This window comes from Micromonospora sp. NPDC007230 (genome assembly GCF_042869115.1).
In the GTDB taxonomy this organism is placed as follows: domain Bacteria; phylum Actinomycetota; class Actinomycetes; order Mycobacteriales; family Micromonosporaceae; genus Micromonospora.
Window position 1 is genome coordinate 41,093 of record NZ_JBIAFE010000012.1, and the last position, 26,080, is coordinate 67,172.

The 26,080-nt window shown below is 69.4% G+C and carries 28 protein-coding genes; 16 read left to right on the plus strand and 12 right to left on the minus strand.

What is annotated here, in order from left to right; all coding sequences use genetic code 11:
* Positions 1-60: 60 nt before the first annotated feature.
* A complete protein-coding gene (locus ACFYML_RS18535) occupies positions 61-2,553 on the minus strand; it encodes a glycogen debranching N-terminal domain-containing protein (RefSeq protein ID WP_387421762.1) in 2,493 nt (830 codons plus the stop codon).
* Positions 2,554-2,769: 216 nt separating this feature from the next.
* Positions 2,770-3,723, minus strand: a complete 954-nt coding sequence (sigJ, locus tag ACFYML_RS18540; RefSeq protein ID WP_387421763.1) for an RNA polymerase sigma factor SigJ — start codon at positions 3,721-3,723, stop codon at positions 2,770-2,772.
* Positions 3,724-3,876: 153 nt separating this feature from the next.
* Between sigJ and ACFYML_RS18545 the strand changes: the two genes are divergently transcribed.
* Positions 3,877-4,506 (plus strand): LUD domain-containing protein, encoded by a 630-nt coding sequence (locus ACFYML_RS18545; protein WP_387421764.1) that lies wholly within the window; start codon positions 3,877-3,879, stop codon positions 4,504-4,506.
* Positions 4,507-4,556: 50 nt separating this feature from the next.
* Here the strand turns inward: ACFYML_RS18545 and ACFYML_RS18550 are convergent, their stop codons facing one another.
* Positions 4,557-5,474: a LysR substrate-binding domain-containing protein gene (locus ACFYML_RS18550; RefSeq protein ID WP_387421765.1), complete on the minus strand. Its 918-nt coding sequence runs from the start codon at positions 5,472-5,474 to the stop codon at positions 4,557-4,559.
* Positions 5,475-5,546: 72 nt separating this feature from the next.
* Here ACFYML_RS18550 and ACFYML_RS18555 point away from each other — a divergent pair, with 72 nt between their 5' ends.
* From ACFYML_RS18555 to ACFYML_RS18570, 4 genes are all read left to right on the plus strand, one after another.
* Positions 5,547-5,978 (plus strand): YybH family protein, encoded by a 432-nt coding sequence (locus ACFYML_RS18555; protein WP_387421766.1) that lies wholly within the window; start codon positions 5,547-5,549, stop codon positions 5,976-5,978.
* A gap of 44 nt (positions 5,979-6,022) precedes the next feature.
* A complete protein-coding gene (locus tag ACFYML_RS18560; protein ID WP_387421767.1) occupies positions 6,023-6,220 on the plus strand; it encodes a hypothetical protein in 198 nt (65 codons plus the stop codon).
* 338 nt (positions 6,221-6,558) lie between these two features.
* Positions 6,559-7,041 carry a hypothetical protein gene (locus tag ACFYML_RS18565; protein ID WP_387421768.1) on the plus strand — a complete coding sequence of 161 codons (483 nt, stop codon included), beginning with the start codon at positions 6,559-6,561 and terminating at the stop codon, positions 7,039-7,041.
* Positions 7,034-8,695 (plus strand): multicopper oxidase family protein, encoded by a 1,662-nt coding sequence (locus ACFYML_RS18570; RefSeq protein WP_387421769.1) that lies wholly within the window; start codon positions 7,034-7,036, stop codon positions 8,693-8,695. The genes ACFYML_RS18565 and ACFYML_RS18570 overlap by 8 nt, the downstream gene beginning before the upstream one ends.
* Positions 8,696-8,817: 122 nt before the next feature.
* Here the strand turns inward: ACFYML_RS18570 and ACFYML_RS18575 are convergent, their stop codons facing one another.
* Together ACFYML_RS18575 and ACFYML_RS18580 are read right to left on the minus strand one after the other, a co-directional pair.
* Positions 8,818-9,204, minus strand: coding sequence for a (2Fe-2S) ferredoxin domain-containing protein (locus ACFYML_RS18575; protein WP_387421770.1), 387 nt, complete (start codon positions 9,202-9,204; stop codon positions 8,818-8,820).
* Entirely contained in the window at positions 9,201-11,138 is a 1,938-nt protein-coding gene (locus ACFYML_RS18580; protein WP_387421921.1) for a heavy metal translocating P-type ATPase, read from the minus strand. Before ACFYML_RS18580 ends, ACFYML_RS18575 begins: the two co-directional genes overlap by 4 nt.
* A 154-nt stretch (positions 11,139-11,292) precedes the next feature.
* On the opposite strand from ACFYML_RS18580, the gene ACFYML_RS18585 reads away from it, so the two are divergent.
* Positions 11,293-11,631, plus strand: coding sequence for an ArsR/SmtB family transcription factor (locus ACFYML_RS18585; protein WP_387421922.1), 339 nt, complete (start codon positions 11,293-11,295; stop codon positions 11,629-11,631).
* 69 nt (positions 11,632-11,700) lie between these two features.
* Here ACFYML_RS18585 and ACFYML_RS18590 read toward each other — a convergent pair whose 3' ends face one another.
* Positions 11,701-12,171, minus strand: coding sequence for a hypothetical protein (locus tag ACFYML_RS18590; RefSeq protein ID WP_387421771.1), 471 nt, complete (start codon positions 12,169-12,171; stop codon positions 11,701-11,703).
* 290 nt (positions 12,172-12,461) lie between these two features.
* Between ACFYML_RS18590 and ACFYML_RS18595 the strand changes: the two genes are divergently transcribed.
* From ACFYML_RS18595 to ACFYML_RS18625, 7 genes are all read left to right on the plus strand, one after another.
* Positions 12,462-14,060 carry a radical SAM protein gene (locus ACFYML_RS18595; RefSeq protein ID WP_387421772.1) on the plus strand — a complete coding sequence of 533 codons (1,599 nt, stop codon included), beginning with the start codon at positions 12,462-12,464 and terminating at the stop codon, positions 14,058-14,060.
* On the plus strand, positions 14,057-14,866 hold the full coding sequence (locus tag ACFYML_RS18600) for a methyltransferase domain-containing protein (protein WP_387421773.1): 810 nt from the start codon (positions 14,057-14,059) through the stop codon (positions 14,864-14,866). The genes ACFYML_RS18595 and ACFYML_RS18600 overlap by 4 nt, the downstream gene beginning before the upstream one ends.
* Positions 14,867-14,914: 48 nt before the next feature.
* Positions 14,915-15,487, plus strand: a complete 573-nt coding sequence (locus tag ACFYML_RS18605) for an SRPBCC family protein (RefSeq protein ID WP_387421774.1) — start codon at positions 14,915-14,917, stop codon at positions 15,485-15,487.
* 333 nt (positions 15,488-15,820) lie between these two features.
* Positions 15,821-16,006 (plus strand): hypothetical protein, encoded by a 186-nt coding sequence (locus ACFYML_RS18610; RefSeq protein WP_387421775.1) that lies wholly within the window; start codon positions 15,821-15,823, stop codon positions 16,004-16,006.
* Positions 16,003-16,389, plus strand: coding sequence for a hypothetical protein (locus ACFYML_RS18615; protein WP_071098609.1), 387 nt, complete (start codon positions 16,003-16,005; stop codon positions 16,387-16,389). The genes ACFYML_RS18610 and ACFYML_RS18615 overlap by 4 nt, the downstream gene beginning before the upstream one ends.
* Before the next feature lie 242 nt (positions 16,390-16,631).
* Positions 16,632-16,868, plus strand: a complete 237-nt coding sequence (locus ACFYML_RS18620) for a hypothetical protein (RefSeq protein WP_387421776.1) — start codon at positions 16,632-16,634, stop codon at positions 16,866-16,868.
* A 319-nt stretch (positions 16,869-17,187) separates the two neighbouring features.
* A complete protein-coding gene (locus ACFYML_RS18625) occupies positions 17,188-18,411 on the plus strand; it encodes a M14 family zinc carboxypeptidase (protein ID WP_387421777.1) in 1,224 nt (407 codons plus the stop codon).
* A gap of 616 nt (positions 18,412-19,027) precedes the next feature.
* On the opposite strand, the gene ACFYML_RS18630 is transcribed toward ACFYML_RS18625, so the two are convergent.
* Positions 19,028-19,651: a KUP/HAK/KT family potassium transporter gene (locus tag ACFYML_RS18630; RefSeq protein WP_387421923.1), complete on the minus strand. Its 624-nt coding sequence runs from the start codon at positions 19,649-19,651 to the stop codon at positions 19,028-19,030.
* 699 nt (positions 19,652-20,350) lie between these two features.
* Between ACFYML_RS18630 and ACFYML_RS18635 the strand changes: the two genes are divergently transcribed.
* The 3 genes from ACFYML_RS18635 to ACFYML_RS18645 all read left to right on the plus strand — a co-directional run bounded on the left by ACFYML_RS18635 (position 20,351) and on the right by ACFYML_RS18645 (position 22,298).
* Positions 20,351-21,091: an SDR family NAD(P)-dependent oxidoreductase gene (locus tag ACFYML_RS18635; RefSeq protein WP_387421778.1), complete on the plus strand. Its 741-nt coding sequence runs from the start codon at positions 20,351-20,353 to the stop codon at positions 21,089-21,091.
* Between the two features lie 81 nt (positions 21,092-21,172).
* Entirely contained in the window at positions 21,173-21,490 is a 318-nt protein-coding gene (gene sugE, locus ACFYML_RS18640; RefSeq protein WP_387421779.1) for a quaternary ammonium compound efflux SMR transporter SugE, read from the plus strand.
* 238 nt (positions 21,491-21,728) lie between these two features.
* Positions 21,729-22,298 carry a TetR/AcrR family transcriptional regulator gene (locus ACFYML_RS18645; protein ID WP_387421780.1) on the plus strand — a complete coding sequence of 190 codons (570 nt, stop codon included), beginning with the start codon at positions 21,729-21,731 and terminating at the stop codon, positions 22,296-22,298.
* 169 nt (positions 22,299-22,467) lie between these two features.
* Here the strand turns inward: ACFYML_RS18645 and ACFYML_RS18650 are convergent, their stop codons facing one another.
* The 5 genes from ACFYML_RS18650 to ACFYML_RS18670 all read right to left on the minus strand — a co-directional run bounded on the left by ACFYML_RS18650 (position 22,468) and on the right by ACFYML_RS18670 (position 26,026).
* A complete protein-coding gene (locus ACFYML_RS18650) occupies positions 22,468-22,653 on the minus strand; it encodes a universal stress protein (RefSeq protein ID WP_387421781.1) in 186 nt (61 codons plus the stop codon).
* Positions 22,599-22,892 (minus strand): hypothetical protein, encoded by a 294-nt coding sequence (locus tag ACFYML_RS18655; RefSeq protein ID WP_387421936.1) that lies wholly within the window; start codon positions 22,890-22,892, stop codon positions 22,599-22,601. The genes ACFYML_RS18650 and ACFYML_RS18655 overlap by 55 nt, the downstream gene beginning before the upstream one ends.
* Positions 22,882-24,432, minus strand: coding sequence for a tripartite tricarboxylate transporter permease (locus tag ACFYML_RS18660; RefSeq protein ID WP_387421782.1), 1,551 nt, complete (start codon positions 24,430-24,432; stop codon positions 22,882-22,884). The genes ACFYML_RS18655 and ACFYML_RS18660 overlap by 11 nt, the downstream gene beginning before the upstream one ends.
* Positions 24,429-24,944, minus strand: coding sequence for a tripartite tricarboxylate transporter TctB family protein (locus ACFYML_RS18665; RefSeq protein WP_387421783.1), 516 nt, complete (start codon positions 24,942-24,944; stop codon positions 24,429-24,431). The genes ACFYML_RS18660 and ACFYML_RS18665 overlap by 4 nt, the downstream gene beginning before the upstream one ends.
* Positions 24,945-25,015: 71 nt before the next feature.
* Positions 25,016-26,026 (minus strand): Bug family tripartite tricarboxylate transporter substrate binding protein, encoded by a 1,011-nt coding sequence (locus ACFYML_RS18670; protein WP_387421784.1) that lies wholly within the window; start codon positions 26,024-26,026, stop codon positions 25,016-25,018.
* Between the last annotated feature and the right edge of the window lie 54 nt (positions 26,027-26,080).

Sequence of the window (26,080 nt, forward strand, 5' to 3'; positions counted from 1 at the left end):
TCGGGCCGGCCTCCGTCGTCATTCCCACAAGATTCCAGTCCGGGCCGACCGCCGGCCAACTCAGGTGACCGATCGCTGCTTGTCGGCGCCGGCACGGCTGCGCCCCAGGGCGTCGATCCGCCCCCACCGGCCGGGGATATCCATCAACTCAATGCGGCCCAGCCCTTCTGGCATTGCGGGATCGATCATCAGGTGCTCCCCGAGCGGTTGCAGTCCGAGCATGGTGCGCAGCAGCAACAGGGGTGCCCCCGCGGACCAGGCCTGCGGGCTGCACGCAGTGGGATACTGCACCGGGTCCTTGGTCAGGGCGCGGTCGTAACCGGCGAACGCCTCCGGCAGTCGGCCCCCGAAGTGCTCTGCCGCGTCGATCATCGCCCGAGAGATCCGCGCGGCCTCCTCGTGGAAGCCGTACCGGCGCAGGCCCCAGGCGATGAACGAGTTGTCGAACGGCCAGACCGTGCCCACGTGGTAGCCGACGGGGTTGAACCGGGTTTGGTCCGTCGCCAGCGTTCGCACCCCCCAGCCGGAGAACAACCGTGGGCTCATCAGCAGTTCGGCTACCCGCGCCGCCCGCGAGTCGTCGACGATCCCGCTCCACAGCAGGTGCCCCATGTTCGAGGCGAGCGCGTCGACCTGGGAGCCGTCCGCGTCGAGGGCCAGCGCGTAGTATTCCCCGTTGGCTACCCAGAAGTCCCGGTTGAACCGTTCCTTCAGCTCCGCCGCGTCGCGTTCCAGCCGGTCGGCGTACTCCGGGTCGCCCCAGAACTCCCGCGCCAGCCGAGCCGCCCGAATCTTCGCGTCGTAGGCGTAGCCTTGCAGTTCGCAGGTGGCCCGGGGAAAGCCCGGCAGCCGGCCGTCCCGGTAGGAGATCGCGTCCCAGGAGACCTTCCAGCACTGGTTGGGTGACCCGTGTCGGGTGTTCCGCCGCTGATACCAGACATAGCCGTTGCCGAGCACGTCGGCGTAGGTGTCGACCCAGTCGAGCGCCGCCCGAACGTTTTCTTCGAGGCCTTTCACCAGCTCGACGTCGCCGGACCACCGCTCGTACTCGTCGAGCAGCACCACGAACAGCGATGTGGTGTCCGCCGCCCCGTAGTACACCGCGTACGGTTCCTCCTCGAAGGCCGCCAGCTCCCCGTACCGAATCTCCTGCATGATCTTGCCCGGGTCCCGTTCCCGGAAGTCGTCCAGCTTGGTGGACTGGTTCGTGGCGAGCACCCGCAGCGTCGGGCCGGCCAGCTCCGGCTTGAACGGCAGCGCCTGCAGGCAGGTGAGGATGCTGTCCCGGCCGAACATGGTCATGAACCACGGCGATCCGGCGACCGGCACCGGCTCCCAGAAGAGGAGGGTCCGGTAGCGCAGGGCCGCCAGGTCGACCAGGCTCCGCTCGTACGTCACCGTCAAAGGCCGGGAATCGGCGAGCAGGCGGGGTGCCCCCGCGAGCCACTCGTCTAGCTGCTGGCGCATCTGCTTCTGGGTCCGGTTCGCGTAGCTGCGCAGGCTCTCCCGGATGTCCCGACCGTGCGCCCCGGTCACCACGGCCTCCACCTGCAGGTCGGTGGCCCAGGCGCCGTGCGGCTCCACCTGGATGTCGAAGGTCATCCCGCGCTGGTCGATGGTGGCCGGGGCCGACGACGAGACGATCGTCGCACGGGTGAACTTCTCCCGGTCGTACCTCAGGCGCAGTTGGCCGTCGGTGACCTCGGCCGTCGTCCGGCCCGGCTTCGCCGGCACGCTCGTGGCTTCGAAGAGGTCCGCGAAGTCGCTTTCGATGTCCATTCGGACCCGTAGTCGCACCGGCTTGGCGTCATGGTTGAGCACCGTCACCCGCTCCTGCATGCTCCCGCCCAGCGAGCGGTCCCGGATCACCGTCACCTTGGCATTGACGTATTGCGTCGGTTCGCCGGGCACCAGGAAGAACCGCACCTGGTAGTACTGCAGGTTGTCCACCGAGAGCGAATGCAGTCCTTCGCCATCAACGGTCAGCCGCCACACCGACAGGAACCGGGTGTCGAACGAGTACAGCCCGGTCAGATAGTCCGGCGACGGGACGATGTCGCCGTGGCCGTCGCTGACCGCGAAGGTGTTGCCATCGAGGATGCCGAACTGCCGGTGGCGTCTCCTCTTGCTGTCCTCCCTCACGGGTGTCCGCCGCTGGAAGCGGTCGGCCAGATACTCCGGTGCTGCGGCGGCGGTGGGAGCCAGGACCCGGGGGTCCCGGGCACCGGGCGGGTCAGGCAGCATCCGTTCCAGCAAGTACAGTTTCGTCGAGTCGCCCTCTAACGTGTAACGGCGCCGCAGCACTGCGGCGGCCAGGTTGGTCCGCCCGGTCAGCAGCGCCTTGAAGAACTCCGGGTCGGCGCGCATGACGCAGTCGGCGGGCCGTTTGTCCCTGCTGACCGTGACGGTTCCATTCGTGACCGTGAGATACCAGTGGTCGGTCTGGCCGTCTGCGCTGGCGTCGAGTCGGATCGTCCCGGATTCGTGGGCGCGCAGCGCCCTGGAGGCCCGGCTGGTGAATTCGTCGAAGAACTCATCGGTCAGCCCCACCATCAGGCACGCCCTCCCGCTCCGTGGCCGGCCCGACACCTCGGACGGCTGGCCGTGCCGGGGCTACCCGATTTCCCGGCGATCACACGCGTCGATCAGGTCCGAAGCAACGGCAGCGAGGCGTCCAGGTCGTCCGCCCAGAGCCGGGCGTACGTCTTGACGATGGTCATGTCCACTCCTGTCTGCCGGGTTGCCGAGACACCACGAGCCGGCATCACGTCAGCCCGTCGTCCAGGGACGGAGTTTCTCCGGGTTGCGGATGACCCAGATGTGCTTGATCCGGTCGTCTGCGACATCGAACGCGAACACCGTTACGGTGACGCCCTCCTGCTCGGCCACCAGACCGGGCTGGCCGTTGACCGTGCGTTCCAGGAACGTCGTGGTGCCTTGCGTGCGGTTGGCGATCTCGATCCAGGCGCGGGCGATCTGCTCGGCGCCTTCGATGGGGTCCAGGAAGGCCAGCGCGAGGCCGCCGCCGTCGGCGGTCGCGGTGGCGTCGGGGTCGAGCAGGCCGATGATGGCGTCGATGTCCTTGGCTTCCCATGCTGCCTTGAAGGTTCTGACGATGCCGGCCTTCCGAACCGCCGGGGTCGCGGGTGCCTGCGCCGCGCGGATGCGGCGGCGGGCTGAGGAGGCCAGTTGGCGGCAGGCCGCCGAGGTGCGGCCGGTGATCTCGGCCACCTCGGCGAATGGGTAGCGGAATACGTCGTGCAGGACGAAAGCGACGCGCTCGGCCGGGGTCATCGATTCGAGCACGACGAGGAAGGCCATGCTGACCGACTCGTCGAGGGTCACCCGGTCGGCCGGGTCGCCGGCGGTGCCGCCCGACCGCAGGCTCGTCCACTCGGCAGGTCCGGGCAGTGGCTCGGGGAGCCATTCGCCCACGTAGGTCTCCCGCCGGGCCCGTGCCGAGCCGAGCAGGTTGAGGCAGATGCGGCTGGCGACCGTCGTCAGCCAGGCGCCGGGTGATTCGATGGCGTTTCGCTGCTGCGCGGACATGGCGTACCAGCGGGCGTAGGTCTCCTGGACGGCGTCCTCGGCCTCGGCCAGGGAGCCGAGGAGCCGGTAGGTGAGATTGATCAGCTGCCGCCGCTCGCCCATGACCACGTCCAGGTCCGGCTCGGATCGGTCCCGCCCTGAATCAGCGGTGTCTGGCCCGGTTCGGGTGGTCATGGTGCCGCAGGCTCCTTCGGTCGAATCTGCCCTCTCCAGTCCGACAAGACAGTGCGCCGAAACGTGAGGTGGGCGCGCCGCCTCACATTCCGGAGGGTTGCGTTGTCGACCTGATGAAGACCCCAGCACATCATCTGGCGAACAGGAGACATCATGACCACCCCGATTCCGGCATCGCTTTTTACCGACCCGGCGCCCGCGCAGCGCCTGGAGCGGGTGGCCGCCGCGTTGACGGAACACGGTTTCGTCGTCGAGATCCTCGATGACGCCGCGGCCGCGCGGGCCCGCGTCCAAGAGCTGATTCCCGAGGGCGCCGCCGTGTTCACCGGGGCCAGCGAGACGCTTCGCCTGTCGGGCATCGATGACGACATCAACATCAGCGGCCGGTACGACTCGGTCAAGTCACGGGGGGTGCGCATGGATCGGGCCACCCAGAGGAATGAGATCTGGCGGGCGCTGTCGGTCCCCGACTTCATCGTGGGCAGCGTCGCCGCGGTCACCGAGACCGGCTCCCTGGTGGCCGGCTCCGCCAGTGGAAGCCAGCTGCCCGGCTACGCCGGCGCCGCCGCCCGCGCGATCTGGGTCGTCGGGGCGCAGAAGATCGTGCCCGACCTGCCCGCCGCACTGCGCCGCGTCGAGGAGCACTGCCTCCCGCTGGAGAACGAGCGCGCCTTGAAGGCCTACGGGAAGCCCAGCTCCCTCAACCGCGTGCTCATCCTCAACGCCGAAATCGAACCCGGGCGCGGCAACGTCCTGCTGATCCGCGAGGCCATCGGCTTCTGAGAGCAAGAAACGGCCCCTACGCTGCGGAAAGGTAGCGTAGGGGCTGTTCGTCACCCCGGCACGTGAAAGGGGCGTTCGCCTTGCGGCGCGCCGGTCGTCCAGTCCCAGCGGGTGATCGTGGTGCGCATCACGCGGGCGGCGGCTGACAGGTGGCTGTGGGTGCCCCAGTAGAGGGTGACCGTGCGTCGGCAGTCGGCGCTGTCGACGGTGATCCAGGCGACCGGGGCGTGCGGGGCGGTGCAGCGGGCGAAGGCGGGGACCAGGCCGATGCCGAGTCCGGCGCTTATCAGGCTGGCGATGGCGCTGTGCTCGTCGCTTTCGCAGACGATCTTCGGGGTGAGGCCGTGGGTGGCGAAGAGGCGGTCGAGGAGCCGGCGTAGCCAATGTCCCTTGCGGGCGGTGATGAAGGGCTGGTCGGCGAGTTCGTCGACGGTCACCGTCGTGCGGGCCGCCAGCGGGTGGTCGAGCGGCACGACCACCGATACCGCTTCGTCGAAGAGGTGCGTCGACTCCAGTCCCTCGGCATGGATCGGCTGCGAGGCGATGCACAGATCGACGTCCTGGGCGCGCAGGCGGCGGCCCATGTCCTCCGACGGCGACCAGTGGAGTTCGATCTCGATGGCGGGGTGCGCGCGCTTGAACGCCGCCAGCGGCCCGGTGAGGGTGAGGAAGGTCTCCGACGCCAGTCGCACGGTACCCAGGCCTTCACTGGTGGCTTCGGAGACGGCACGTCGTCCGGCATCGAGCTCGCCCAGGGCGCGTTCGACGTGATCGCGGAAGAGCTTGCCGGTGTCGTTCAGCCGGAGCCGTCCGCTCCGGTCGAACAGCGGCATCCCCAGTTCGCTCTCCAGACGGGCGATGGTGCGACTCAGGGACGGCTGGGCCACGCGCAGCTCGTCGGCTGCCCGGCTCAGGTGTTCCAGCCGCGCCACCACCAGGAACTGCCGGAGCGAGTTCAGCTCCATCATGCCTCCCTGGGCATAACGTCATAGCAATACTGATCTTAGACGGAATAACCCACAAGTCATAGTGTCGACGGCATGGGAAACCACGGAGAAGATGCGATCCGCCGCCAGATCGATGCCATCGCCGAAGCGATCGGCGCTAAGGATCTCGAGAGCCTGAAACAGGTCTACGCCGCGGACGTCGTGTCCTACGACATCGAGCCACCGCTCCAGCACCTGGGGATCGAGGCGAAGCTCAAGAACTGGGCGCACGTGTTCTTGGTCTTCGAGCGCGCGACGTACGAAGTCCGCGACCTGAGCCTCGTGCTCGGCGACGACCTCGCGCTCGGATACGCCTTCGCCCGCCTCAGCGGCACGTTGAAGAACGGGGCGGCGACGAACGGCATGTGGGTCCGGGTTACCTACGGCTTCCGGAAGACCGACGGCGCCTGGCTCATCACCCACGACCACGTCTCCGTGCCGCTGGACATCCAGAGCGGCAACGGAGTCGTCGACCTTGAGCCCTGAGCCGGAAACGGGAGAACTCTCATCATGATCCTGGTTGCGCGGTCATGACCAACGACCTGGCCTGGGCGCCGCAGACCGGCAACGGTGCAGTCGTCCGCGGGGTGTATGGGAACGCCGCGATGGCGCCGGTCGATCCGCGCGACATCGCCGCGGTCGCCGTCCGCGCCCTGCTCGAACGGCGCGTCGGGAAGGCCCCCGTGCTCACCGGGCCGCAGTCACTGACCCAGATCGAGCGCGCGTAGATCATCGCCGAGGCGATCGGGCGACCGCTGCGCTTCGAGGAGGTACCCCCCGGAGCACTACCGGGAGCAGATGCTCTACCACGGCATGCTCGCCTCCGTCATCGACCAGCTCGTCGCCGGGCCGGCAGCCCCGGGACGGCAAGGTCGCGGACATCTCACCCGCGGTCGAGGAGATCACCGGACGACCGGCCTTCACCTACGAGCAGTGGGCCGCCTGTGCGGCGGCCTTCGACCCGGCACTGGTCTGACGGCCTTCCATCGGATCGCGCCCCGGATCCCCTCCCGGGGCGCGATCGGTCCCATCGAACGAATCGAGAACGAAATCAGGAGGGCGCCTCATGGCGACCGCAGCCGAGCACATCGGCCCGGCCCGCACCGACGCCGCGCACCGGATGAGCCCCGCCGCACGGGTCCTGCGGAGCATAGTCAGCGCGCACGTGGTGGCGATCTTCGGGCAACCCGTGTTCGCCGGCATCTATCTCAGCGGCGACTTCGACGGCCTGCGCTGGCACCAGGTCGGCGCCAACATCGTCACCTCCCTCGGTTACCTGCAGCTGATCGCGGCGATCGTGGTCTGGGCCCGGCTGCGTCAGGCCTGGCCGTGCCTGTCCACGCTGGCCTTGGCGGCGGCCGAGACGGTGCAGTACTTCGCCGGGATGGACGGGGCGCTGTGGCTGCACCTTCCGCTGGGGGTGCTGACCATCGCCGGGCTCGTCGTGCAGTTCATCGCCGTGTGGAGCCGGCCGATCGGGCCGGCCGCCCCGGTCACATCGATCGGGCTGGCCGCGCCGGCCATGCGCGAGGAGGACGACAGTGAGTGAGAACCCTGGAATGACCAGGCGCCGGCTGTTGGGAATCGGCGGCACACTCGGGCTGACGGCGGCCACCGGGCTGTCGACCGCGGCCGCGCTGTCCCGCCGCCCGGCGGCCACCGGCGCCGAGTTGCGCAGCGCCATCCCGCTGCCGGCCGCGTTCCGCACACCGTTGCCGCTTCCTCCGGTGCTGAAGCCGGTCAGCACCTCCGGCAGCGTCGACCGGTATGAGGTGACGCAGCGCGAGACGAAGGTGGAGATCCTCCCCGGTGTCAGGACACCGATGTGGACGTACGAGGGGACGTTCCCGGGGCCGACGATCGAGGCGCGCCGCGGCCGGCCGATCACCGTGACGCATCGCAACGAGCTCCCCGTCCCGACGGTCGTGCACCTGCACGGCGGGCGGAACACGCCGACTTCCGACGGATACCCGACCGACCTCGTCCTGCCCGAAGGCTGGCCAGAGCCCGTCGGCGGGACGTCGGACATGCATCAGATGGCTGAGATGCCCGGGATGGATGGCATGGACTCTATGGACGGCACGAGCGGGATGGACCACATGGCCGGGATGCGCGACCCGCGAGCCGTGGTGACGAGGCTGACCCGGGACTACACGTTCCCGACGGACCAGCGGCCGACGATGCTCTGGTACCACGACCACCGGATGGACTTCACCGCACCCGCGATCTGGCGGGGACTGGCCGGGCTGCACTTCGTGCGCGACGACGCCGAAGACGGGCTCGGCCTACCCGCCGGCGCACGTGAGGTGCCGCTGATGATCGCCGACCGCGCGTTCGACGGTGACGGCAACCTCCAATACCCTGCCCTCGACCCCAGCCTGCGGGACCGGCCGGGTGTCCGCGAGCCCTACCTCGCCGGAGTCCTCGGCGACGTGATCCTGGTCAACGGCGCCCCGTGGCCCGTGCACGAGGTCGACGCAGCCCGGTACCGGCTGCGCATCCTGAACGCCTCCAACGCCCGGCACTACGAGATCGAAGCCGTCACCGACGACGGACGCCGGCTGCACCTCGTCCAGATCGGCGCCGACCAGGGCCTGCTGGCGGCACCGATCACCCACCGGTCCCTGCCGATCGCCCCGGCCGAACGCTACGACGTGATCGTCGACTTCGCGGACGTCCCCGTCGGCGGCCGCGTCAGGATCCTCAACCGGCTCGGCTCCGGCCGCACCCACGACGTGATGGCGTTCCAGGTCGCCCGCAAGGCCTCCGACGACAGCCGCATCCCGCACGTCCTGGCGCGCGATGTGCCGGCGTGGCGCCGGTCGGACGCGGTCCGGGTGCGCGACTTCGCCTTCCGCGCCGGGCGCATGCGCGGCCGCCACGGCTGGCTGATCGGCGGGCAACCGTTCGACCCGGCCCGCACCGACGTGACGGTCCACCTCGGCGACATCGAGGTGTGGCGGCTGATCGCCGACGTCCACCACCCCGTCCACCTGCATCTGGTCGGCTTCCAAGTGCTCTCGCGCGGCGGGCGGCAGGCGCTCGCTCACGACGCGGGCCTGAAGGACACCATCTCGCTGCGGCCTGGCGAATCGGCGGAGATCATCACCCGGTTCGACGGCTATCGCGGCCGGTACCTCTTCCACTGCCACAACGCAGAACACGAAGACATGGGGATGATGGCCAACCTCGAGATCGGCTGACACCCTGGCGGAGGCGTCGCCGTTACGGTGGTCCGGTTGAACCGGTCTGATCGCCGCCGGAGTGCTGTTTCTTGTCGGCGTCTGACCGTCACCCGGCCCTTACTTCTGGTCTGTCATACGTCTCAGGTGAGGTGTTGCCGGATGCGGCGGGGCGGGGTGAATGCGTAAAGGTCGAGCACGCCGGGTGGGTCGGCCAGGCCGGGGCCGCCGGCGCGGATCCAGGCGGCGATGTCGTCGGCGGCGTCGGTGTCGTTGACGAGGCCGAGCCAGACCGGGCGCCCGCCGGCGCGGCGGCCGGCGGGGGAGGGTTGCACGACGATGACGTTGGCGTGCGCGCAGGTGTCGAGGCAGTCGCTGACGCGTACCACCGCGGCGTCTGCCACCGCTTTGCGTAGTTGGGTCAGCTGACCGGCGTGGTCGAACCCGGCGGCGGTGCCGCAGCAGCACCCCCGACAGACCGTGACGGTGCATCCGGCTGTCGCGCCGCCGTCGCGACTGCGGCGGCTCACGGCGCCCCTTCGGTTTGGGCGCGTCGCCAGGCGGAGGAGGCGAGCAGTCGTAGGCCGTTGAGGCCGACGATGACGGTGGAGCCTTCGTGCCCGGCCACACCCAGGGGGAGGGGGAGGTTGCCGAACAGGTCCCAGGCGACGAGCACGGTGATGAAGGTGGCGGCGATGATCAGGTTCGCCTTGACGAGGCGGCGGGCGCGTCGGGACAGGGCGATGGCCGCGGGCAGGGTGGGCAGGTCGTCGCGGACCAGGACGGCGTCGGCACTGTGCAGGGCAAGGTCGGAGCCGCCGCGGCCCATGGCGACGCCGAGGTTCGCGGCGGCGAGGGCGGGGGCGTCGTTGACGCCGTCGCCGACCAGCAGAATCCGACGGCCGTCGGCCTGTACGGCGCGTACCCGGTCGACCTTGTCCTGGGGCAGCAGCCCGGCGTGCACGTCGGTGATGCCGGCTTCTGCCGCGAGGTGCCCGGCGGCACCGGGGTTGTCGCCGGTGAGCAGCATCGGCCTGGCCCCGGTGAGACGGGTCAGCGCGGTCACGGTGTCGGCGGCGTCAGTGCGGATGCGGTCGGCGAGGGCGAGCACCCCGGCGGGCGCCCCGTCGACGAGCACTACCACGGCGGTCCGCCCGGCGGCCTGCGCGTCAGCGGCCACCGTCCGGGCCTGGGCCAGGGCCGTGTCACCGGCGGTAGGCGTGAGTTCGTCGAGCAGGGCGGGTGCGCCCACGGCCACCCGGCGGCCGTCGACCACGGCCCGCACGCCCCGCCCGGGCACGGACGTGAAGTCATTCGCTGCCGGGACCGGCAGCCCGCGGTCCCGGGCGGCCGCGAGGACCGCGGCGCCGACCGGGTGTTCGCTGGCGTGTTCCGCCCCGGCGGCCAGCCGCAGCACCTCGTCGGTGTGCGCGTCGCCGATGGGGCGGGTGTCGACGACGCGGGGGTGGCCTTCGGTGAGGGTGCCGGTCTTGTCGAACGCCACCAGATCGGTATCGGCGAGTTGTTCCATGACCACGGCGGACTTGACCAGGACGCCGTGACGACCGGCAAGGGCGATCGCGGACAGCAGCGGCGGCATCGTCGCGAGGACCACCGCGCACGGCGATGCCACGATCATGAACGTCATCGCCCGCAACAGCGTCGATCGCAGGTCGGCGCCGAAGGCCAGGGGGACGGTGAACAGCGCCAGGGTGGCGGCCACGACGGCGATCGAGTACCGCTGTTCGACCTTCTCGATGAACAGCTGTGTCTTGGCCTTGGTTGCCGAGGCCTGCTCGACTAGGGCGACGATGCGGGCGATGACCGACTCGCCCGCTTCGCGGTGCACACGGACGACCATGGCGCCGGTGCCGTTGAGGGTGCCGGCGAACACCTCGTCACCCACCGACTTGGCCACCGGCAGCGGCTCGCCGGTGATGGTGGCCTGATCCACTTCGCTGGCGCCTTCGACGACGACCGCGTCGGCGCCGACCCGCTCACCTGGGCGTACCCGCACCAGGTCACCGACACACAGTTCGACGGTGTCCACCACCGTCTCGCTGCCGTCGGCGTCCAGGTGCGTTGCCTTCTCTGGGGCGACGTCGAGCAGTGCCCGGACGGAGTCGGCGGTGCGGGCGGTGGCGAACGCCTCCAACGCGCCGGAGGTGGCGAAGATGACGATCAGCAGTGCCCCGTCGAACACCTGCCCGATTCCCGCCGCGCCGAGCGCGGCCACGATCATCAGCAGGTCGACGTCCAGGGTCCGTTCGCGCAGCGCCCTCAGCCCCGCCAGGGCCGGCTCCCATCCGCCGGCGGCGTAGCAGGCGAGATACAGCGCCCACCACACCGGCGCGGGCGCGCCCAGCAGCTGCGCCGCCCCGCCGGCGGCGAACAGCATCGTGGCCAGAGCTGCCCAGCGCACCTCGGTCAGCGCCCAGGCGGCCAACCGCCGGGGTGCCGGCATCGGCGCGGTGGCGGTCGGGCCGGGTGAAGTCGTCGTCGCGGTCACGACGAGGAACACTACCTGCGTAGCTACGCAGATAGCTAGTCAGGTGGGTGGCTGACTACGCAGCCTCCAGTACTATTGGCAGGTGCATACCTCGCTGCCGGACTTTCAGATGCCCGACGACGAGCAGGTCCATCTCGCCGCCGAGAGCTTCCGGCTGCTCGCCGACCCCACCCGCATCAAAATCCTCTGGGCCCTGCTGCAGGGCGAGTCATCGGTCGCATGCCTCGCCGAAATCGTCGGCGCCGCCCCCACCGCCGTCAGCCAACACCTCGCCAAACTCCGCCTGGCTGGCCTCGTCCGCGGTCGACGCGAGGGCACCTTCGTGCACTACTCCGCCGCCGACACCCACGTACGGGCCCTGCTCGCCGAGGCGCTCTTCCACGCCGACCACACCGACCACAACCTGCCCGACCACGGCGGCCCGCACAGCCACGCCATCACCCCGTAACGGGCCTTGAGCCTGGAGGTCGTCGGGACACCCGTTCCCGGTCGCACCCTCGTCCGAGCCAGGGCGAACTCATCGGTCGGCCGGGGTGCCGCCGCAGCCTAATCGCCGAGGCCGCGCGGCGAGCCGGACGGCCTCTACGAGATCGTCGGCCCGGTCGGCGGGTTCATGAAGCTCTTCGGCCTGCGGGTCGACCCGTGCGGCATCGAGGAACAGCTTCGGCGCTCGGGCGTCGAGGCGAACTGCGTCGGCGCGGACCGCGAGGTGGCGGTGGCCGCGACCGGCGGCCACCCTGCGGCGGCCGGCCGCCGACGCGGCCAGGCTGCCGATCCGCGTGGTCCGCGCCCACTTGCCGGCCGACCTGCCCCGGCAGGCCAACGGCAAGCCCGACCTGGTGGCGGCACGCGCCCTCGCCGCGCCGCCACCGACCCGCTGGCACCGGGCACCGATCAGCTCTGCCGGTTCTACGCCGAACTGCCCGACCAGCCGGAGGGCGCAGTTCTGGTTCATCGAGGCGCTGGTCCACCTCATTCTGGTGGCCACCGCGCTGATCGCAGTGCCAGGCGTGGACCGGTGGTCAGGCGGTTTGCCGGTTTCCCTCCGACGTGGTTCGGCATTTGCAGGGTGATCGGCATCCGCGCTGCGCGGGCTGCTCTTCAGCTGTTCATCGGTGTGAGTCCGCCTGGTTTGGCACGTACGGCCGTCGCGGCATGGCAGTGTGACCGGTTGACGGGCCGGCAAAGAGGCAGAGTGGGCTGGCGACAATGGCAGGCACGCCGCGAGGAGCAGTCATGGCCGCTGTTGAACCCGTCCCCGTTCCTTCCGTGTCATCGGTGAAGCGGGACCGGGACGAGGTGTTCGTTGAGTACACCAAGTCGATCTGCCCGGTGTGCAAGATCGTCGTCGATGGCCAGGTCAACATCCGCGACGACAAGGTGTACCTGCGAAAGCGCTGCCCGGAGCATGGCCTGTTCGAGGCGTTGGTGTACGGCGACGCGCAGATGTATCTCGACAGCGCCCGGTTCAACAAGCCCGGCACGATCCCGCTGACCTTCCAGACCGAGGTCCGCGACGGCTGCCCCTCGGACTGCGGCCTGTGTCCGGAGCACAAGCAGCACGCCTGCCTGGGCATCATCGAGGTCAACACCGGCTGCAACCTGGACTGCCCGATCTGCTTCGCCGACTCCGGCCACCAGCCAGACGGGTACTCGATCAGCCTGCAGCAGTGCGAGCGGATGCTCGATGTCTTCGTGGAAAGCGAAGGCGAGGCCGAGGTGGTGATGTTCTCCGGCGGCGAGCCCACGATCCACAAGCAGATCCTCGACTTCATCGACGCCGCCCAGGCTCGCCCGATCAAGGCGGTCAACCTCAACACCAACGGCATCCGCCTCGCCTCCGACCGGAGATTTGTGGCCGCGCTGGGGGAACGCAACCGGCCCGGCCGGCCGGTCAACATCTATCTGCAGTTCGACGGGTTCGACGAGCGCACCCACCGGGAGATCCGCGGCCGGGACCTACGCGCCATCAAGCAGCAGGCCCTGGACAACTGTGCCGACGTCGGACTGACCGTCACCCTCGTCGCCGCGGTCGAACGCGGCCTCAACAACCACGAACTCGGCGCCATCATCAGTTACGGCCTGGCCCACCCGGCGGTGCGCAGCGTCTCATTCCAGCCGGTCACCCACTCCGGCCGGCACGTCACCTTCGACCCGCTGACCCGGCTGACCAACTCTGACATCATCCACCTCATCGCGCAGCAGCTGCCCGACTGGTTCCAGGCTAAGGACTTCTTCCCGGTGCCGTGCTGCTTCCCGACCTGCCGATCCATCACCTACCTGCTCACCGAAGGCGCCCCCGGCACGGCGGACTTCACCGTCGTACCCATCCCGAGGCTGCTCAACGTCGAGGACTACCTCGACTACGTGTCCAACCGGGTCGTGCCGGACTACGCGATACGCGAGGCCCTCGAGAAGTTGTGGTCGGCGTCGGCGTTCATGGGCACCGACACCACGCGCGACCGCCTCGCTCAGACCGCCGCGGCTCTGGACTGCGCCGACGCCTGCGGCATCAACCTGCCCGAGGCGGTCGCGAACCTCACCGACCGCGCCTTCATGATCGTCATCCAGGATTTCCAGGATCCGTACACCCTCAACGTCAAGCAGCTGATGAAATGCTGCGTCGAGGAGATCACCCCAGACGGCAGGTTGATACCGTTCTGCGCCTACAACTCCGTCGGCTACCGCGAACAGGTCCGCGAACAGATGTCCGGCGTAACAGTGGCAGACGTGGTGCCCAACGCCCAGCCGCTGCAGCCGATCCTCATCGACTCGCCCTACGGTTCGAAGATCGCCAGAACCGGAGCCGGGCATCGCCCCGACGGCGAACGCCGCATCGCGCCGGACCGCACCAACGTCGGCCGAGGCATCCGATGAGCGTCCCGATCCAGCCGCATACGGCCGCCGAGGCCAAAGCATGCTGCGCCGCCACCTACGGCTCCGATGTGGTGGCCCTGCTGCTCGGCGACTCCTACCATCCCGGTGGCCTCGCCCTCACCCGCCGGCTGGCCGACCGGCTAGACCTGCGCCCCGGGGAGATCGTCCTCGATGTCGCCAGCGGCCGGGGGACCACCGCTCTCGCGCTCGCCACCGAGTACGCCGTCGACGTCACCGGCGTGGACCTGTCCGACGCCAACGTCGCCCTCGCCACCGACACCGCACAGGCCGCCGGCCTCGCCGACCGCATCGGGTTCCAGATAGCCGACGCCGAACGGCTACCCGCCGCCGCCCAGTCGGTCGACGCGGTGGTGTGCGAGTGCGCCTTCTGCACCTTCCCCGACAAACCCACCACCGCCGCCGAGTTCGCCCGGGTGCTGCGCCCCGGCGGCCGGCTCGGCATCACCGACGTCACCGTCAATGCCGAACGGCTCCCACCCGAGCTCGCCGGGCTGGGGGCGCGGGTCGCCTGTGTCGCCGACGCCCGCCCTCTCGACGGGTACGCGGCCCTGCTGAACGGGGCGGGGCTGACCATCACCCATACCGAACGCCGCGACGACGCGATGGTGGCCATGATCGATCAGATCGAGGCCCGCCTGGCTCTCGTGCGGATGACCGCACGAGCGCGGGCCGAGGCCCTCGGCGTGGACTTCGACCGCGCCCCGGCGGTGCTGGCCGCCGCCCGAGCCGCCATCGCCGACCATGTCCTCGGCTACGCCCTGCTGACAGCCGTGAAACCGCATTGACAGCCAACGGTGACCTCCCCGGCGCCGAACAGGAGATCGGAGGCGATCATGGCAGCACGGCTCGGCTGGACCATCGCGGCCATCACCGCGGCCGCAGGCGTGCTCGGGTACCGGGCGCTGGTCTCCGGCCAGCTCACCCTCGAGCTGGGTATCGGCTGGCGCACCCGCGCCCTCGGGCCGCAGGTGCTCGACATCGCGGCACCCCGTGAGCTGGTCTTCGACGTGATCGCCCAGCCCTACCTCGGCCGGCCCACGGGGGCCCAACGGGAGAAGATCCAGGTGCTGGAACGCGGAGAGGGAATGGTCCTGGCCGCCCACCGCACGCCCGTCGGCCGTGGCATGGTCACCCAGACGGTCGAGACGGTTACCCTCACCCGCCCCGACACCGTCGACTTCCGCCTCGTGCGCGGCCCCGTGCCGCACGTTCGGGAACGCTTCTCCATCACTGACCACGGCGGCCACACCCGACTGGAGTACACCGGCGAGATGGGCACCGACGGCTGGGCGCTCGGCGCCGGGTGGGCGGCGGTGGTCGCGCGGCGGTGGGAGGCGACGGTCGCCGACGCGCTGGCCACCGTGAAATCCGAGGCCGAACGCCGGCACGAACACGGTCAGGGCTAGGGCCGTACGGGCTCGGCGGCCAAACGTCAGCCGTCTGGCGCTAGACGTCGGGGCTGCGCTGCTGCGGCGGCGGCTCAGCCGCCCCTGCTTGGCGCCCGGATCGCACGACGTGCCTCGTCAGGGGCAGCGGCGTTGCCGCGACGTTCGCAGCGGCGAGGCTTGTCGTTGCCCAGGCCGTGCCCGACAAACAACTTCGTGGACCACTTCCAGCCCGCGCGCTCAACTGCCCCACCAGCACCAGCACCAGCACCAGCACCAGCAGCCCCAGCGCCCGGCAGCACTGCCGGCGGCGTGCTGGTGACTCCCGCGCCTACCAGGGGGTATTCTGCGGGCATGGCCGACAGGAGCCCCGACACCGGCGCCCGCAGCGAGGAGATCCTCGCCGCCGCCGGCATCGTCGTCTCCGACGAGGGGAAGGCTCGCGCGCGCCGCCGCTTGGACGAGGCCCGGGAGCGGTGGACGGCGGAGCTCGACGCCCAGGCTCGCGAGCAGCTTGGCCTGCCGGCCCGCGCCGCGTGACCGAACCGGCCGTCCGGGTCGTCCTCGACGCCTCCGCGATCATCGCCTTCACCCGAGGGTCGATCGACGTCGGTGAGGTGATCGCCGAGGTCGCCGACGAAGAGAACTGCGTGTTCGGGCTGCCGGTACTGTGCGTGGCCGAAGCCGCCCGGATGGTCGTCGACACGGACCGCCTGCAGCTGCTCGTCAACCACCCGATCGCCGAGATCCTCTCGCCGCCGCCGGACAGCTGGGAGGCCCTCGCCGTCACCCTCGACACGGTCGGCAGGGTCGACGCCGCCACCGCAGTGCTCGCCGCGATCGACCTCGGCTGCAGCGTGCTGACCGGCCAGCCCGGCCTGTACGGCGGCATCGCCGGCGGCGGCCCGGTCATCCCAATCTGACCCAGGTACTACACGGCGCGGGTCCGCCACCGCGACGGCGAGCCAGGCCCGCTGTGCACCGGCCAACGCGGCCGGCTCACCATCTCCAGCATCACGCAAGTTCCCCGATCCGCATCTGGTGCCTCCTGTCGTCGCGCCTTGACCTTCCCCTGCATTGCAACGTTCAGTCAGGTACGGGTAGAGCCGTGCCGGCCAGTCGGTGGCGCGTGATGCCACCGGGGCCGTTTGTTAGGAGGGCTGTGATGACCGCGGCAGCAGATCGCGCAGCAGAAGGTCGGGTGGCTGTCGACCTTCGTTCGGTGCCGGACTGTCCGAACCTCGCGCCGGCTCGGCATGAGCTGCGCGCGGCGCTGGCCGACGTCGGTCTGCCCATCACGGTGGTCACCGAGGTCGTAGGGGGCTACCCGTCTCCGTCGATCCTGGTCAACGGCGTGGACGTGATGGGGGCACCGGCGATGGTTCGGCGGCCTGTCGCTTAGATCAGCCTACTGGCGAGGGCATCCGCGCTGCCCTGCGCCAGGCGATAGGCGCCGCACCCGCCACCCCAATGAGGAGCAGAGCCGGGTGGATTCCCGCGCGCAGCCGGACAATGCGATCCGGACAGATCGGCCCCGCCGCGCCCGAGCAGCTCCCCGACAGCCTCCGGCAGGTGCATCGAGCGATCCTGCGTCACCTCGCGCCACCGGGACTGCCCCCACTGACGCCGACATCCGCGCTGGCGCCGGCGCGGCGGACCACCCCGCAAATCCCACCCATTGATGGCGGAGAACCTCTTGACAGGTTTCTTCAGGGCGGGCAATGCTGGCCGCTCGCGATTCCTGGTCAAAGGAGATCGGCGTGACCGCTTCCCATTCCCTTCAAGCGTCTGCCGCGGGCCGGTTCCGGTGGCGGTTGACGCGGAGACGGCTGATCGCTGTCACGGCAGCCATCGCGTTGCTTCCCGTCGGCCCGGCCGTGCCGGCGGCGGCGGACCCGCAGACCACTCCGAACGGACCGTGGTCCGGAGAGAAGTCTTCTAGCCTGGCTGCGATCCACAGTTATGACCAGCTTTGGTCCACGCTGCGACAGATCGAGAACCGCGCCCAGGGCTCGTTCGACCTCTCCGCCGCGCCGCTGACGAGCAACACTGGCCGGGAGATCCCGGTCGTGACGGTCGGTGATGGACCTACGTCGGTGATGTACATCGCCAACCAGCACGGCGACGAGTACGTCGTTTCCGAGGCGATGATCAACCTGATCCGCAAGATCAGCGGTAACTCGCAAACGGCGCTGGCGTTGCGCGAGGCGCTCACCATCACCGTCGTACCCCGCGTCAATGTCGACGGGTTCGACGCCGACGTCACCGACCTGGCGGGACGCACCACACCGTGGCGGCAGAACTACGACCCGAGCTGCACTCAGGCACCGTGCGACCCGTTCTACGAGGTCGGGCGAGGCTACGACATCAACCGCTACCACTCCTACAGCAGCAACGCGTACGACCACCCGTACAAGGCGGGCGACGACAACCTGAACCCGGTCCCGGAGGCCATCGCGATGCGCCTGCTGTGGGAACAGCGGCGACCCGAGTTGGTCCTCGACTTCCACCACCAGGGCTCGTACGTCGATGAGCAGGGCGGGCTCATCACCGGCTCGACGATGTGGCCCAATGCCGAGGCCGAGGCGGAGCGGCTGGGCATAGCCGATGAGTTCGCGGACACGGTCACCCGGTCGAAGCGGGCGGTGTCGGTGCTGCTGACTTCGCTGGACCAGTACGGCTACGCCAACATTACGCGCTACCCGAGCACGTCCACCCCCGGCATCGCCCGGAACGCCTACGGGCTACTGGGCTCTGCCTCGGTGCTGTTCGAGATGCGTGGCGACATCGACGCCAAGTCCAACGGCTACATTGCCAAGACTGCCGAGGTGGCGGGGATGACGATCCTGGAGGCGGTTGCCGACGGGTCGTGGGAGACCGCGAGCCTCGAGCCGGTTGAGAACATTCGGGAGCGCGGTCCCTCCGTCGACGACCCCCACGAGTGACACCTTTGCGCTTCTTCGAGGGGCCCCGTGCGTGTGGATTGACGTCCCGGCGCGGGGCCCGCTCGTAACGAAATGCCTCAGCGAGATCTGACTGGATCCATGCCCAGCAGCTGCGTGACCTAGGCCCGTAACTGCTCGACCGCACATTCCAACGCACGAAGAACACGTACAGGTGTGGGAGGTTGAGCGGGCAGTCCACATGAAAGAAGTCACAAGCGAGCGTGGTCGACGCCTGGGTGCGGAGGAACCTTCGCCAGGTGGTGTGGTCACGGCCTAGCGGCGCTGGCGGTACGCCGGTGCGGTCTCGACCCCCAGGACGACCTGCGGAACGATCTGCGCGCGCTGATGGACCGTTTCCTCTCCAGCGGGAGAGCACTTTCGCTCGTGCCGGACGTGGTTGTGCGCGACGCTCGCGCGCAGCGCCAGCGGGATAGTCCCCTTGTTCGGGTGGGGAACACCGCGGCGCCCGACACCCAGGGATTGTTCGTGGCATGGAGGGTGTCGATGAAGTCGGGTAGCGGGCCTTCGCGTCGACCCGTCTGGCGGTGACCAGTTCAGCTCCGCGCCGCCACGCCAGCAGGATGGTGAAGACGATGATCAAGATGAGTAGCGCCAATCAGCCACCATGGCCGACCTTGGCCAGGTTCGCAGTGAAGAAGGCCCGCTCGATGCCGCCAAAGACGACCGCGAACAGCACCACGCGCCGGGTGAACCAGTGCCAGAGCGTCCGTAGGACGACCAGGAAGAGGGTCGTGGTGATCAGGAAGGTGCCATGACCGCACGAATCGCGGCACCGTCCGATGACTTGCGGGCAGAAGTCCGCGAAAAGGTCAGGTAAAGCGCCGTCCCTCGTCCCGTCGGTACGCCCATCCGGCGATCCCCGCCAGCACCACGATCCAGACGCCGAGCATGACGACGGAGACTGGGTTCGGTCGCCAGTCGGTGACCGCCGCCCACATGAGTTCCACCGCGCCCCGGGTGGGCAGGTAGGGGCGATCGCCTTGATGAAGCCGGGTGCGTCGTCCGGGTTGGAGAGCAGCCCACCGCCGAAGGCGAGTGGGAAGAAGACGAGCTGTGCAACCACGATCGCCGCCTTGCTCGACAGCGAGTATCCGATGGCCAGGCCCATCAGAGTGAACGGCACGGAGATCACCGCGACGGCTCCGACGGCGAGCAGGAAGTCCAGCGGGGCGACCGTGGCTGCGGTGGCCACTGCGGCGATGACCACCGCGGGCAGCATCGACACGTAGGTCAGGACCAGGCCGGCCAGGATTCGACCGGCGGGGCCGGCAATGGACCTTCACCGCGCCCTTCTCGTTCACCGGCGAGGACGGCCAGCGCGGAACGCCCACCTGGCCGCTGGTTGTGGCGGGCGACGACGAACGGACCAAGACCCTGAACGCCAGCAGTGACAACGACCAGAGGGCCGAATGGAGTGCGCGCTCGGGCGTGGGTTCAGACGTCTTCGATCTTGAGTTGTCCGACTGGTAGGCAACCGCGCGGAGCGGTCCTGGGATTCTAGGGATCAGATGGCGGCGTCGTGCCAGCCACGTGCCAGTAGCCGGTACCCCGGACGGGCACGAGCGGGCACGAGCCGCGACCCACTCCCTGCCGCCAGCAGGCGTTTCGGGAATCTCGGGGCGGTGATTTTCGTCCTTCCAACCTGCGGCTACGACCCGGCGGTGGGCCAAAACTGCGGGCGGGTGTGAGGAGCCGAGATGAGGGTGCCTCGCGGTTCGGGTGCCGGTAGTCCGCGGGGGCGGCTACGGGGCGGGGTGCCGCTGCCCGTCACCGATGAAGTGGAGCGGTCGATGCGGATTGCAGCGAGCGGTACGGCGCCGGGACGGTGCGACCGTCGGCCTTCAGCCCCTTCCCCGATGCCGCGAGAATACTGTATCGTTCGATACAGAAACGTGGAGCGAGAGAGGGGAGGGCTCAGGTGACGCGTCTGGCCGGCAAGGTCGCCCTGGTGACTGGAGGAAGCCGGGGCATCGGAGCAGCGATCGCGGCCCGCTTGGCGCAGGACGGCGCCGACGTGGCGCTGACCTACCTGAGCGCCGGAGAGAAGGCCAAGGCCGTCGTCGCCGCGATCGAGGAGGACGGCCGCAAGGCATTCGCCGTCCAAGCCGACAGTGGGGACGGCGCGGCGGTCGTGGCGGCGGTCGAGCGCGTGGTCGCCGAGTTCGGCCGGCTCGACATCCTGGTCAACAACGCCGGCGTCTTCCCGTACGCGTCGATCGAGGACGTGTCGACCGAGGAGGTCGACCGGACCCTGGCGGTGCATGTGCGCGGTGTCTACCTGGCCACCCAGGCGGCGGTGCGGCAGATGGGCGACGGCGGCCGGGTCATCAGCATCGGTAGCTGCTTCGCCGAACGTGTCCCGTACGCCGGGGTCAGCCTGTACGCCATGAGCAAGAGTGCGCTGATCGGCATGACCCGGGGCCTGGCCCGCGACCTCGGCCCGCGTGGCATCACCGTCAACGTGGTGCACCCGGGCTCGACCGACACGGACATGAACCCGGCCAGCGGCGACGGCGCCGACCACGAACGCAGCTTCATCGCGCTGGGGCACTACGCCGAGCCTGCGGACGTCGCGGCCACGGTGAGCCACCTCGCCGGCCCGGACGGCCGGTACATCACCGGCGCGTCGATCGCCGTAGACGGCGGATTTGCCGCCTGAGTCCGTCGTTCACGGCCTCCGACCACGGGTGCCGAACCGGCGCTCGTGCGCGGCGGCCGCCCACTCCGAAGGGAACACCCCGTGGCCTGGATCATTCTCATCGCCGCCGGCCTGCTCGAGGTGGTATGGGCGACCGCGCTCAAACACACCGAGGGGTTCACCCGCTTCTGGCCTTCGGCGCTGGCCGTCTCCACCGCCGCGCTGAGTTTCGTGCTGCTGTCATGGGCCATGAAGAACCTGCCCGTCGGGACCGCGTACGCGGTGTGGGTGGGCATCGGTGCCGTCGGCGTGGCCGTCGCCGGTATCGTCGCCCTGGGCGAAAGCGCCTCACCGCAGCGGTTCGCTTTCCTCGCCCTGATCCTCGTCGGGATCATCGGACTCAAGGCCGTGGAGGGCTGAACGGCTCAGCGGGACCCCGGCCCCGCCGCCTGCCGGCCTTGATTGGCAGACTCCTCCGCGGCAGCCGGGCAAGACCGACCCGCGGTTCGCCGGATCGGGGGATCCGGTGTGGGATTGAAGCGGTTGCCCGAGTTCACCGGTGCACGGTGCGGCGGTTCCGAGCCAGGAAAGGACGCAGACATTGGGTACGCGAGGACGGCCACGTACCTTCGACCGAACCGCTGCCCTCGACCGGGCCATGCAGGTTTTCTGGGAACGCGGCTACGAAGGCGCCTCCCTCACGGACCTGACCACGGCCATGGGCATCGCGTCCCCCAGTCTCTACGCCGCATTCGGAAACAAGGAGGCGCTGTTCCGGGAGGCGGTCGCCCATTACAACGCCACCCACGGCGCCGTGCCGCAACGCACGCTCGAGCAGGCACCGACCGCCCGGGCGGCAATCGAAGCGCTGCTCCAGCACAACGCGTACGCCTACGTGGAGCCCGGGCATCCGACCGGTTGCCTCGTCCTGTTGGCGGCGACGACCGGCGCGGTGGAGAACGACCACATCCGGCAGTTCATGGCCGCATGCCGGACGGAGGACCTGGCCACCCTGCAGCGGCGCATCGAGCGTGGCGTGGCCGAGGGCGACGTGCCGCCCGACACGGATTCCGCCGCCCTGGCCCGCTTCATCACAGCGGTGCTCCAGGGCATGTCCGCACAGGCCCGCGACGGGGCCGACCAGACCGCGCTGAACGACGTCGTCACATACGCGATGGCCGCGTGGGACGCCGTGACAGGTAGGCCGATCGGCGCCGCCGACAGTTGAGCTATGCCGGCACCGGACACGGTCAGCGTGTGGAAGCCACACATATCCACCGAGTGCGCATCCACCGGGTCGGGTTTGCGGCCGTTGCCGGTGGCGAACACCCGCACCTGCGCCGACAGCTTCGCCGGCCCGTCCACCATCGTCTCACCGTCGTGGACCAGGCGGTGAGCTACGGCTTGACGCCCAGTACCGGACACGGCGCATCGAGCAGGATCTGCCGGGCGGTGCTGCCGAGCAGGAGCTTGCCGACCGGGGCCCGGTGCCGGAGCCCGATGACGACCAGTGCCGCATTCGTCTCTTCTACGACACGCAACAACTCCTCTGAGGGTTCTCCCCGGCCCACCTCCTGTACCACCCGATGCTGGATGCCCGGCTCGGCGAGCAGCCGTTGGAGTTGTTGAGGTGCTGGCGGCTGGCCAGGTTGCGGTCGACGTAGGCGTCGCCGCGGCTGACGTTCACGACATACAGGGAGCCGCCTTGCAGGCGAGCCTCTTCCACGGCGGCGCGAACTGCTGCCTCGCCGGCGGGAGTGGGTGTGTAGCCGACGACGATCGTGGTGTCCGGAGCCGGCATGGCCGTCCTCTCAGTCCTCATCGGCGAAGGCCAGCTTGGTCGTGCCCTCGACGGGTCGACCGCGCAGTCGGGCCACCACCTTGGGTGCGTAGGGGAGCAGCAGCGCCAGTAGGGCGAGCGCCAGGATGGCGACGGTGAGCGGCCGGTGCAGGAATACGGTCAGGTCGCCGTTGCCGATGCTCAGCGCTCGGCGGAACTGGTCTTCGAGTTCCGGCCCGAGGATGGCACCCAGGATCGTGGGTGCGATCGGGAAGTCGAACTGGCGCATGAGGAAGCCGACGACGCCGATGGCGTAGGCGATCAGGATGTCGGTGATCGCGCCGGAGACGGAGTAGATCCCGAGCGTGGCGAACACCAGGATGCCGGCGTAGAGCAGCGGCCGTGGGATCTCCAGCACTTTTACCCAGAGCCGGATGAGCGGGAGGTTCAGCGCGAGCAGCATCACGTTGCCGATGAACAGCGATGCGATGAGCGCCCAGACCAGGTCGGGGGACTTGTCGAACAGTTGCGGTCCCGGCTGCAGGTTGAAGATCTTGAACGCTGCCAACATCACCGCGGCCGTCGCGGAGGTCGGCAGGCCCAGCGTCAGCAGCGGCACGAGTACGCCGGAGAACGAAGCGTTGTTGGCGGCCTCCGGCCCGGCGACGCCTTCGATGGCGCCCTTGCCGAACTCCTTGCGGCCGCGGGACCGTTGTTTCTCGTAGGAGTACGACAGGAAGGTCGGCAGTTCGGCGCCTCCGGAGGGCAGCACACCGAACGGGAAGCCGAAGGCGGTGCCCCGCAGCCAGGGCGCCCAGGAGCGCTGCCACTGGTTGCGGCTGAGCCACGTGAATCCGCCGGATGCGGGCTCGAGCGGGGTCACCGAGCCCGGCCGGGTGCGGCCCTTGACCAGGACGTACAGCGTCTCGCCGATCGCGAAGAGGCCGATGATGAGCAGCACTGAGTCGATCCCGTTGAACAGCATCGGGCTGTCGAAGGTGAAGCGGGGCTCGCCGGAGACGCCGTCGAGGCCGATGAAGCCGATCGAGATACCGAGCAGCAGGGACGCCAGTCCACGCACCAGCGAGCGGCCGACCAGGGAGGTCACCGTGACCAACGCCAGGATCATGAGCGCGAAGTAGTCGGTGGCGCGGAACGAGATGGCGATGCCGGCCACCGGCTTGGCGACGAGAGCGAGCAGGACGGTCGAGATCAGTGCCGCCACGAAGGAGCCGATCGCCGCGGTTGCGAGTGCGGCGCGGGCCTGCCCGCGTTTGGCCATCTCGTGGCCCTCGATGGCGGTCGCGACGGACGCTGACTCCCCGGGCGTGTTGAGCAGGATCGACGTGGTGGACCCGCCGTACATGGCGCCGTAGTAGATGCCGGCGAACATGATGAACGCGGGGATCGGGTCGTCGAAGTTGTAGGTGACCGGTAGCAGGAGAGCGATGGTCACTGCGGGGCCGATCCCGGGCAGCACGCCGACCAGCGTGCCGAGTGTCACCCCGATCACCGCGAACAGCAGGTTCTCCGGCGACAGGATCGTCCCGAATCCCCCGAGCAGTTCAGCGAAGGAGCTCACAGGCCCAAAACCCCTTCCGGGAGATGCACGCCGAGGGCGCGCGTGAAGGTGAGATACACGAGCAGTGACAGCGCGACCGCGACGATCAGGTCACGGAACCATTGGCGGGAGCCCATGGCCCGGGACGCGCCCAGGAAGAACAGGCTGGTGGCGATCACGTAACCGAGCGGGTCCAGCAGGTAGGCGTAGATCACCAGCAACACCACCAGGGCGGCCGCGCCCAGCATGTGGGTGAACCGCTCGGCCGGCAGATTGTCGGCACGCCTGACAAGCCGTGAGACCTGCTGCCCCAGGTAGATGAGCGCCAGCACCGTCCACAGCGACGCGACCACGAAGGGCATGAATCGCGGACCGCTGGGCTCGAAGCCGCCTCCCTTGATGTTGAAGGTCTGCGCGAGCATGAGCACGCCGAGGGCCAACATGACCATTCCCACCAGGAGCGGACCGACCGGCGAGCGCCCGGCCGCGCTGTGCTCCTCGGCACCCGGCTGGTCGGGCTCCGCTTCGTGCACCGCGATCTCCGGGTTCCGTACGGTGGCGCCCCCGCGGTCAGGGGCTCCGCCGTCCGTCGGGTTCGGGTGACTCACAGCCCGAGGTCCTTGTACAGCTGCTCGACGCGCGTTGTCTCGCCCTCGATGTACTGCTGTGCCTCGTCACCGGTCTTGTAGAAGTCGTCCCAGCCGTTGGTCTTGAGTACGTCCTTCCACTCCTGGGTTTCGTGCAGCTTGTCCACGAGGTCGGTGACCGCCTGCTTGTCCTTGTCGGAGAGGCCCGGTGCGGCGACCACGGCGCGCCAGTTGCTGAAGTCGACGTCGTAGCTGGCGTCCTTGAGGGTGGGGGCGGGCTTGCCCGCGACCTCCTGCGGCGTTGCGGTGCTGATGGCCAGCAGGCGCATCTTTCCGGACTCGATCTGGCTCTCGAACTCGCTGACGCCCGAGACCCCGACGCCCACGTCGCCGGACAGGATGCCCGCGGTGGCCTCACCGCCGCCGGAGTATCCGACGTACTTGAGCTTGCTCGGATCGGCGCCGGCGGCCTTCAGCAGCTGGCCGGTGACGAGGTGGTCGGAGCCGCCGGCGCTGCCGCCGCCGAACGTGACCGACGAGGGGTCCTGCTGGTAGGCGTTGACGACGTCCTGGATGGTCTTGTACTTCGAGTTTGCCGGCACGACGAAGGCCTCTGCCTCGGCGGTGAGGGTGGCGATCGGCGTGGTGTTCTTCAGGGAGACCGGCGAGTTCGCCCGGGTGAGCGCGCCGATCATGACCAGTCCGGTCATCATCAGCGCGTGCGGGTCGCCCTTCTCCTTCTGGAGCTGGGCCAGCCCGGTGGCGCCACCGCCGCCCGCGACATTGAAGACCTCGACCGGCTTGTTGGCCAGGTTCTTCTTCTGGATGACCTGCTGCATGGCCCGAGCCGTGGAGTCCCAGCCACCGCCGGCCGCCGCCGGCACCATGAAGTTGATCGTCTTGGACGGGTACTGACCCGATGACGACCCGCCGGCGTTCTGGCCGCAGGCCGCCAGCGCGGTGCTCAGGGCCAGACCCGCCGCGATCGCGGCAGTACGTCGAGTAGCCGGGCGCCGAACCGCACGCATGGCCTTCCTCCTCAGGGGTGATGGTGCTGGTGGGGGTGGGTGAGTGCCGTCACG